The 8,436-nt window shown below is 66.1% G+C and carries 9 protein-coding genes; 2 read left to right on the top strand and 7 right to left on the bottom strand.

What is annotated here, in order from left to right; all coding sequences use genetic code 11:
- The 6 genes from EOA33_RS15650 to EOA33_RS15625 all read right to left on the bottom strand — a co-directional run.
- Positions 1-608 (bottom strand): isochorismatase family cysteine hydrolase (locus EOA33_RS15650; protein WP_145989159.1); only part of this gene is annotated, 608 nt, incomplete at its 3' end.
- Positions 608-2,140, bottom strand: a complete 1,533-nt coding sequence (locus EOA33_RS15645; RefSeq protein ID WP_127400021.1) for an ABC transporter ATP-binding protein — start codon at positions 2,138-2,140, stop codon at positions 608-610. The genes EOA33_RS15650 and EOA33_RS15645, both read right to left, overlap by 1 nt.
- 10 nt (positions 2,141-2,150) lie before the next feature.
- Entirely contained in the window at positions 2,151-2,852 is a 702-nt protein-coding gene (locus EOA33_RS15640; RefSeq protein WP_126058168.1) for an isochorismatase family cysteine hydrolase, read from the bottom strand.
- Between the two features lie 37 nt (positions 2,853-2,889).
- Positions 2,890-3,816, bottom strand: coding sequence for an ABC transporter permease (locus EOA33_RS15635; RefSeq protein WP_126058169.1), 927 nt, complete (start codon positions 3,814-3,816; stop codon positions 2,890-2,892).
- Positions 3,816-4,931, bottom strand: coding sequence for an ABC transporter permease (locus EOA33_RS15630; protein WP_245455775.1), 1,116 nt, complete (start codon positions 4,929-4,931; stop codon positions 3,816-3,818). Before EOA33_RS15630 ends, EOA33_RS15635 begins: the two co-directional genes overlap by 1 nt.
- 49 nt (positions 4,932-4,980) lie before the next feature.
- Positions 4,981-6,108 carry a BMP family ABC transporter substrate-binding protein gene (locus tag EOA33_RS15625; protein WP_126058171.1) on the bottom strand — a complete coding sequence of 376 codons (1,128 nt, stop codon included), beginning with the start codon at positions 6,106-6,108 and terminating at the stop codon, positions 4,981-4,983.
- Between the two features lie 338 nt (positions 6,109-6,446).
- Here EOA33_RS15625 and EOA33_RS15620 point away from each other — a divergent pair, with 338 nt between their 5' ends.
- Positions 6,447-7,100: a GntR family transcriptional regulator gene (locus EOA33_RS15620; RefSeq protein WP_245455777.1), complete on the top strand. Its 654-nt coding sequence runs from the start codon at positions 6,447-6,449 to the stop codon at positions 7,098-7,100.
- On the opposite strand, the gene EOA33_RS15615 is transcribed toward EOA33_RS15620, so the two are convergent.
- A complete protein-coding gene (locus tag EOA33_RS15615; protein ID WP_126058172.1) occupies positions 7,078-7,890 on the bottom strand; it encodes a LuxR C-terminal-related transcriptional regulator in 813 nt (270 codons plus the stop codon). The two genes, EOA33_RS15620 and EOA33_RS15615, sit on opposite strands and share 23 nt — an antisense overlap.
- Before the next feature lie 111 nt (positions 7,891-8,001).
- On the opposite strand from EOA33_RS15615, the gene EOA33_RS15610 reads away from it, so the two are divergent.
- A partial coding sequence (locus EOA33_RS15610; protein ID WP_145989158.1) for an ABC transporter ATP-binding protein occupies positions 8,002-8,436 on the top strand: 435 nt, incomplete at its 3' end.

The following is an 8,436-nucleotide window of genomic DNA, read 5'->3' as shown; positions in this document are numbered from 1 at the left end:
CCCTGCGCCCGGATCATCGCCAGGGCGGCCGCCTTGAATTCGGGAAAGTAGCTTTCCGTCGCGTCCTCGGCGACGAGGCACTCGTAGCCGCGGTCGTTGGCCTCGCGCATCGTCGTCTGCACGCAGACCTCGGTCGTCACGCCGGCAAAGATGAGTTGCCGGGCGCCGATCCGCTTCAGGTCTTCGCCGAGGCCGGTCGCGTAGAAGGCGCCCTTGCCGGGCTTCTCGATGACGATCTCGCCGGGCAGGGGCGCGAGCTCGTCGAGGATCGCGGTGCCCGGTTCGCCGGCGATCAGCACGCGCCCCATCGGACCGACATCGCCGATGCGGATCGACGCGTTGCCGCGGTCCCGCTTGGCGGGCGGCAGGTCCGACAGGTCGGGCCGATGGCACTCCATGGTGTGGATCACCGGCAGGCCGGCGGCGCGAAAGCCTTCGATCAGCCGCTTCACCGTGGGAACGATCGCGGTGATCCGGCTGACGTCGTTGCCGAGGCTGGCGCCGAAGCCGCCCGGCTCGGCGAAGTCGCGCTGCATGTCGATGACAATGAGCGCCGTCGCCTCGGGCTTGAAGGCGAAGGCGAAGGGCTGTGCTGCGATTTCCGCCATCAGTGATGCCCCGCCATGTGCTCGCCGATCGTCTGCACGCTCGCCTGCGCGATCGGCGTCTCGTAGACGAGCGCGCCGTCGGACATCACGAGGATGCGGTCGGAGAGTTCCAGGAGTTCATCGAGGTCTTCCGACATCAGCAGCACCGCTGCCCCCGCATTGCGCGCCTTCATGATGCGGGCGCGGATTTCGGCGACGGCGGAGAAGTCGAGGCCGAAGCACGGGTTGGAGACGATCAGCAGGTCGACCTCGCCGGTGAGCTCGCGGGCGAGCACCGCGCGCTGCACGTTGCCGCCCGACAGCGAGGCGATGGGTGAGGAGAGCGAAGCCGTCTTGACCTTGAACTGCTCGACCAGCCGGGCGCTGAAGGATTTGATGGCGCCGGCGCTGATCCAGCTCACCGGCTTGCCGTTGCCGTCCACGTCGAAGGTGCGGAAGGCGATGTTCTCGGCGACTGTCATCCTCGGCGCGCAGGCATTCTTGAGCGGTTCCTCCGGGATCAGCCGCACGTTGAGGGCGCGCGCCTCTGCCCGCGTCGCCGCATAGGCGGAGCCGCGCACCATCACCTCGCCGCCATTGCGCGGGCGCTGCCCGGCCAGCACTTCGAGAAATTCCTTCTGGCCGTTGCCGGAGATGCCTGCGATGCCGACGATCTCCCCGGAGCGAACGCCGAGATCCGCGATGTCGATCGATTTGTGGCCGGTGCGGTCGGGCGCCCTCAGTGCCTTCACCTTGAGCACAATCTCGGCGTCCGGCTTAGGCTCGACGCGGCTGTCCAGGGCGGCGATCGGCTGGTCGCCGATCATCATCGCCGCCATCTCTCGGTGAGAAAGGTCGGCGACCTTGCCGGTCCCGGTGAGCCTGCCCTTGCGCAGCACCGTGATGTCGTCGGCGAATGCCGTGACCTCATGGAATTTGTGGGAGATCATCAGCACGGTGAGATCGCCGGCCATGGTCATGCCGCGCACCAGGCCAAGCACTTCCTGCGCCTCGCCCGGGGTAAGCACGGATGTCGGCTCGTCCAGGACCAGGAAATTGCGGCCGAGGTAGAGCTGCTTGATGATCTCAAGCTTCTGTTTCTCGCCGGCGGCGAGCTCGGCCACCTTGACGTCGAGCGGCAGCTTGAAGGGCATGCGCTCCATGAATTGGGCAAGCGCGCCGCGCTCCTTGCGCCAGTCGATGACACCGGGCACCTTCTCGCGCGAGATGACCAGGTTCTCGGCGCCGGTCAGCGACGGGACGAGCGTGAAATGCTGGTAGACCATGCCGAGACCGAGCGCCGAGGCATCCCTGGGGCTGGCGATCGTCACCTCGCGTCCGTCGACCAGCATGTCGCCCGACGTTGGGTGGTAGAAACCCATCATGCATTTGACCAGCGTCGACTTGCCGGCGCCGTTCTCGCCGAGCAGGGCGTGGAAGGAGCCGGCCAGCACCTTGATCGAGACGTCGTCGAGCGCCGTGAAGGCGCCGAAGCGCATGGTCATGCCGATGGTCTCGACGCCGATCGCCTTGCGATGGGGAGTTCCGCTCATCGCCGGTCCCTCACGGCAATTGGGCGACGAGCGCGGCGGAATTCGACACCGCGCCGAAGACGCCGCCCTGCATCTTGATCATCTTGATCGCCGCCAGATGGTTGCCGTAGTCGGTCGCCCCGCAGCAGTCCTCCAGCATCACGCATTCGAAGCCGCGATCGTTGGCCTCGCGCATGGTGGTGTGCACGCAGACATCGGTGGTGATGCCGGTGAGCACGATGTTTGCGATGCCGCGCTGGTTGAGGATCAGTTCGAGGTCGGTGGCGCAGAACGAACCCTTGCCGGGCTTGTCGATGATCGGCTCGCCCTCGGCCGGATAGAGGTCGGGGATGATGTCCCAGCCCGGCTCGCCGCGCACCAGGATGCGCCCGCAAGGGCCGGGGTCGCCGATGCCGGCATTGATGCGGCGCGAGCGCCAGCGCTTGTTGGCGGGAAGGTCGGCAAGGTCGGGGCGATGGCCCTCGCGCGTGTGGATGATGGTGTAACCCTTGGCCCGCATGGCGGAGAGCACCGACTTGATAGGCTCGATCGGCGCCCTGACCAGCGACAGGTCATAGCCCATATGGTCGACATAGCCCCCCGGTCCGCAGAAATCGGTCTGCATGTCGATGATGATCAGCGCCGTGTTGTCCGGCCCCAGATCGCCATTGTAGGGCCAGGGATAGGGATCGGCGTCGATGTAGCGCTGGGTGATCTCGGCTCTGGCGTTCATGGCAAAACTCCGGTCTCGCGAGCGGTTCCTGGGAGGGTCACTTGGTGATCGACAGTTCGCCCGGCGCGCCGGCGAGCGTGCGGCTCGGCGACGAGGTGGCGATCATGATGATGAGGGTGAGGATGTAGGGCGCGGCGTAGAACAGGTAGTAGCCTTGCGTCACGCCCACCGACTGCAGCGCAGGACCGAGGGCGCCGGCGCCGCCGAACAGCAGCGCGGCGGCGAAGCAGCCGAGCGGGTTCCAGCGCGCGAAGATGACCAGCGCCACCGCCATCAGCCCCTGGCCCGACGAGATGCGCTCCGTCCAGCTGCCGGGATAGTAGAGCGACAGGTAGGCGCCGCCGATGCCGGCCAGCGCGCCGCCGACGCCAGTGGCGAGCAGACGCACCGTGTTCGGGTTGAGGCCCATGGCGCGCGCGGCATCGGCGCTGTCGCCGACCACGCGCACGATCAGGCCGACACGGGTGTTGCGGAAGGCCCACCAGAGGAAGACGGCAAGCGCTGCTCCGATCAGGAACAGCACGTTGACGTTGAGCGCCGCCTGCACCTGCGGGATGTTCGACCAGGCACCGAACGGGATCGCTGGCAGGTCCGGCGCCGAGGGCTGGATGAACGGCTTGCCGAAGAAGAAGGCTAGCCCAGAGCCGAACAGCATCAGGGCGATGCCGATGGCGATGTCGTTGACCTTCGGGAATTTGCAGATCCAGCCATGGAAGAGACCGAAGCAGAGGCCGGCGATTGCCGCCGCAAAAAGGCCGAGCCATGGCGAGCCGGTCATCACGGCGACCGCGTAGGCGCTCATGGCGCCGAACACCAGCGTGCCCTCGAGGCCGAGATTGATGCGGCCGGAGCGCTCGGTGATGGCTTCGCCGAGCGACACGAAGATGAAGGGGGTGGAGACGCGGATGGCGCCGCCCAGTATGGCGAGCGGCACGCCCCAGAGGCCGATGTCGGTCGTTTCCATCAGGCGCTCCCCTTCAGGACATCAGGCCCCTGCCAGAGGTCCGGGTTGAAGGGCTTGAAGCGGCCGTAGAGGGTCTCGCTGAACAGGATGACGATGAAGAGCATGCCCTGCAGCACAAGCACGGTCGCATCGGGTAGGTCCATGCGGCGCTGGATCAGGCCGCCGGAGGCGTCGATGCCGCCGAGCAGGATGGCGACCGGGATGATGGCGAGCGGATTGTGGCGGGCAAGGAAAGCAACGAGGATGCCGGTATAGCCGTAGCCGGCGGCGAGCGAGCCGTTGGCGCTGCCTTGCACGGCGGCGACCTCCAGCATTCCGGCAAGCCCGGCGAAGCCGCCGGCAAGCGCGGTGAAGCCGACGATCAGCGGGCCGACGGCAAGGCCCTGCACCTGCGCCGCCCTGACATTGCCGCCGGCGATGCGAGCGGCGAAGCCCCAGCGGGTCTTCTCGATCAGCAGCCAGGAGAGCACGCAGGCGAGGATGCCGACGACGAGGCCCCAATGCACCTCCATGCCCAGGATGTTGCCGATGCGGTAGATGTCGGCGAGCGGCTGGGTCGAGGGCTTGTTGAGCGAGGCCGGATCGCGCAGCGGGCCTTCAACCAGGTAATTCATCAGCGCGATGGCGATGTAGGCCATCAGCAGGCTGGAGATGGTCTCGTTGACGGCGCGGTAATGGCGGAGCGCGCCGACGGCACCAATCCAGATGCCGCCGGCGGCCACGCCCCCCACGCCCATGAGGAGGATGACGAGAAAGGATGGCGCGCCATTCAGCACCACACCAATGGCGGCGGCGGCGACGCCGCCGAGCACGATCGCGCCCTCGCCGCCGATGACGACCAGCCCAAGGCGCGCGGGCAGCGCCACGCAGAGCGCCGCGAGCAGAAGCGGAGCGCCGCGCGACAGCGAGTTCTGGATCGAGAACCAGGACCCAAAGCCGCCCCGCCACATGGTCTCGTATAGCTGGACCGGCGACTTGCCGACCAGCGCCACGAACAGGCTGAACAGCACCATGCCGACGACCAGCGCCGCGAGCGGAATGACAAACGCCTCAGCTCGCCTGGCGGTCCATTCGAGCGCCGCCCGATATCCCTTGGCACCGAGAATGGCCGGCATGTCCGCGCTGCTCACCGTGTCCGTCATCGTCCCGACTCCCTTAGTCGGCTCAGGCGGTCGAGCCGACGACGCCCTCGACGAGATAGTCCATGCTTTCAAGCTCGATGGCGGTCTCGGCGAAGGCCTGGCCTCCAGTGGCGACGACGACGCCCTTGTTGCTCTTCAGCGGGCCCTTGATGACGGAGAAGCCGCCCTTCATCATGTCGGCTAGCGTGCCGTCGAACTGCTTGCGGGCCACTTCGTTCACGGCGGGCCCGAGCGGGCTCATCTTGACGAAGCCGTCGGCCAGGCCGCCGCGGGTGAAATTGGGCAGCGGCGTGCCGGCGATGAGGTCATCGACGAACATCTTGTAGACCTTGGCCCAGTTCCATTCCGCTCCGGTCAGGTATTTCTCCGGTGCCAGCGGGCTCTGGTTGGCGTGATAGCCGCAGACGAAGGCGCCGCGGCCGGCGGCCGTCTCGACCACCACCTTCGGGCTGTCGACATGGCAGGTGATGACGTCGGCGCCCTGGTCGACCAGCGCGTTGGTGGCCTCGGCCTCCTTGACCGCCAGCGACCATTCGCCGGTGAAGATCACCTGGCAGGTGATCGCCGGATCGACCGAACGGGCGCCGAGCAGGAAGGAATTGATGTTGAGCAGGACCTGCGGGATCGGCTTGGCGGCGACGAAGCCGAGCTTCTTCGATTTGGAGGCGTGACCGGCGACGACGCCGTTCAGATACTGGCCCATGCCGATATAGCCGAAATAGGAACCGGCGTTCATCGGGTGCTTGTCCTTGTTCCACATCCCGCCGCAATGGCGGAACTGCACGTCGGGGAACTTCGCGCACATGGCGAGCATATGCGGATCGAAATAGCCGAAGGAGGTCGGGAAGATCAGCGAGGCGCCGTCGAGGTTGATCATCGATTCCATCGTCTTCTGGACGTCGACCGTCTCGGGAACGTTCTCTTCCTCGACGACGGAAATGCCCTCGATGCTCTTCAGCGTCGCCGCGCCCTCTGCATGCGCCTGGTTGTAGCCGTAGTCGTCCTTCGGGCCGACATAGATGAAGCCGACGGTCGCCGACGCGGCGAACGCCCTGCGGATCGGAAAGGCTGCCGAGGCCAGACCGAGCGCCGCTCCGGCGGCGGAGGTCCTGAGCAGATCGCGGCGGCTAAGTTTGAATCTCGCGGTCATATCGAATGCTCCCCTTTTTGGACCCGATCTCCGGGCCGGTTGCTATCCACTGGAAAAGTGCATGCAATCACTGTGCCAGTTTCAAAGCTTGCTTTTTCGCAATAAAATCAATGTGTGGGTTTAGAGGCTCTGCATAAACGCAAGGCAAGTGCATGCACTTTTTGCCTGATAAATGACCAGTTTGACATTGAGGTTAAAATCTAGGCATACAGGTGCAGCCTTGAGTCGAAATTCAGCCCGGGAGCCGTCCACCTCGCGGGTCTGCCTGCAACAAACTGGACGGAGGAGACGTGTCGGCAAAGCGCAGCTTGGTCAGGTCGGGCACGACCGTGGATCAGATGGTGAGGGCGATCGCGGACCGCATCGTCACCGGCTATCTGCGCCCCGGCGAAAGGCTCGACGAGGTCTCGCTAGCCGCCCGCTTCGACGTTTCGCGCACGCCCGTCCGCGAGGCGCTCGGCCATCTGAGCGCCATGGGGCTGGTCGAGAGGCGGCCCAACCGCGGCGCCATCGTCGCCGTGGTGACGCAGGAGCATCTCGCCTCGATGTTCGAAAGCATGGCCGAGCTGGAAGCGATCTGCGCGCGCTTCTCGGCCGAGCGCATGACCGGTGGCGAGCGCCGAGCGCTCGAGATGGAACATCAGGCCTCGGCGCGCCTGGTGCAGCTCGGCGCCGAGGAGGACTACGAGTATTTCAACACCGAGTTCCACAGCCGGCTTTATCGTGGCGCCCACAACGCGCATATCCAGGACCTGACCGTGACGACGCGCAGCCGGCTGGCGCCGTTCCGGCGGGCGCAGTTCATGCTGCCCGGCCGGCTGGCCAAATCCTGGCAGGAACACGATTTGATCGTCACCGCGATCATGCGCGGCGACGGCGCGGCGGCGGGCAAGGCCGCCAGGGATCATGTCTCGATCGTCAGCGAGGCGAGCGCAGTGTTCGCGGCCGTCGAGCCGATGACCTCCGCGCTCAGCCGATCTGCGCGTCAATGATCTCGACGAAGCGCGCGAAGAGGCCGGCCTGCGACTTGATCTTGAGCTTGCGGTAGATGTTGCGGCGGTGGACCTTGACGGTTCCCGGCACGATCCTGAGCGCCCGCGCGATCGATTCCGTCGAGTGGCCCTGAAGCACCAGGTCGACGACCTGCTTTTCGCGCGAGGTGAGCGACAGGCTCTTCCAGATATGCGCGCGGTCGAATTCGCTAGGAACAGCCGCCGCCTCGCCGCGCGGTGTCGTCGCCGGCTCGTCGGCCGGCAGGTTCGGCCAGCGCAGCCTGACCAGGCCGATCACCGCCGGGGCCATGTCGCGCAGCAGCCTGGCGTCGGCGGTGCCGAACGAACCCGAGGCGCGCAGCCGCATCAGCGACAGCACCAGCGCGTCCTTGCCCGGCAGCGGGACGAAGAAGCCGACCTCCTCGGCGAGCTTGGTCTGGCTGTAGTAGGAGCGGTAATACTCGCTGGCATAGAAGCGGTCCGGCGCCAGTTCGCGCATGCGCCAGAAGCCTTCCTTGCGCTCGACCGCCGCATGGTGGAACGGGTCGAGCAGGTAGGGGCCGTCCTGATAGAGCGCGACGAAGACGTGGCTCTCGGCCGGCGAGAAGGTCTCGAACAGCAGCGGCGGGCGCGCGGCGCCCCTATAGCCGAAGATGACGCAATGATCGAAGCTGACATGGCCGCGCAGCCAGCCGACGATGGCGCGGCCGAAATGATCGCTGCCAGCTTCGCGCGTCGCGGCGATGACGGCGCCGAGCCCGTTGTAGTCATCGCTGCGGGAAACGGCCAATTCATACCCCTTTAAATGATAAAATAGGCTAAATATACCACCGGCGAGGTATATACTAGCCGGCATTGGCTCTGGTAGCGTTTCGAAATCAACTCGCCCTGGAGCCCGCCTTTGACTGCAGCGCCCGATATCGAGTTTCGCGCGGTCACCAAACGCTACGGCGCGGTCATCGCGGTCAGCGGCATTGACCTTGCGATCCCGCCCTCCGCCTTTGTCGCTTTGCTCGGGCCGTCCGGATGCGGCAAGACGACCTGCTTGCGCATGATCGGCGGCTTCGAGCAGCCGAGCGAAGGCCAGGTGCTGATCCGCGGCCGCGACATGGCAGGCACGCCGCCCTACCGGCGGCCGGTCAACATGGTGTTCCAGCAATACGCGCTGTTTCCGCATCTCGATGTCGAGGACAACATCGCCTACGGGCTGCGCCAGGCGAGGCCCAGGCTGTCGTCGCGCGAGATCTCCTTGAGGGCCGGCGAGGCGCTGGCCATGGTGCGGCTCGCCGGCTATGGCCGCCGCAAGATCCACGAGCTTTCCGGCGGCCAGCAGCAG

Origin of the sequence: Mesorhizobium sp. M4A.F.Ca.ET.050.02.1.1 (genome assembly GCF_003997725.1) — a bacterium.
Classification (GTDB): domain Bacteria; phylum Pseudomonadota; class Alphaproteobacteria; order Rhizobiales; family Rhizobiaceae; genus Mesorhizobium.
Note: the sequence above shows the minus strand (reverse complement) of the source record. Positions and strands in the feature narration are given on the sequence as shown.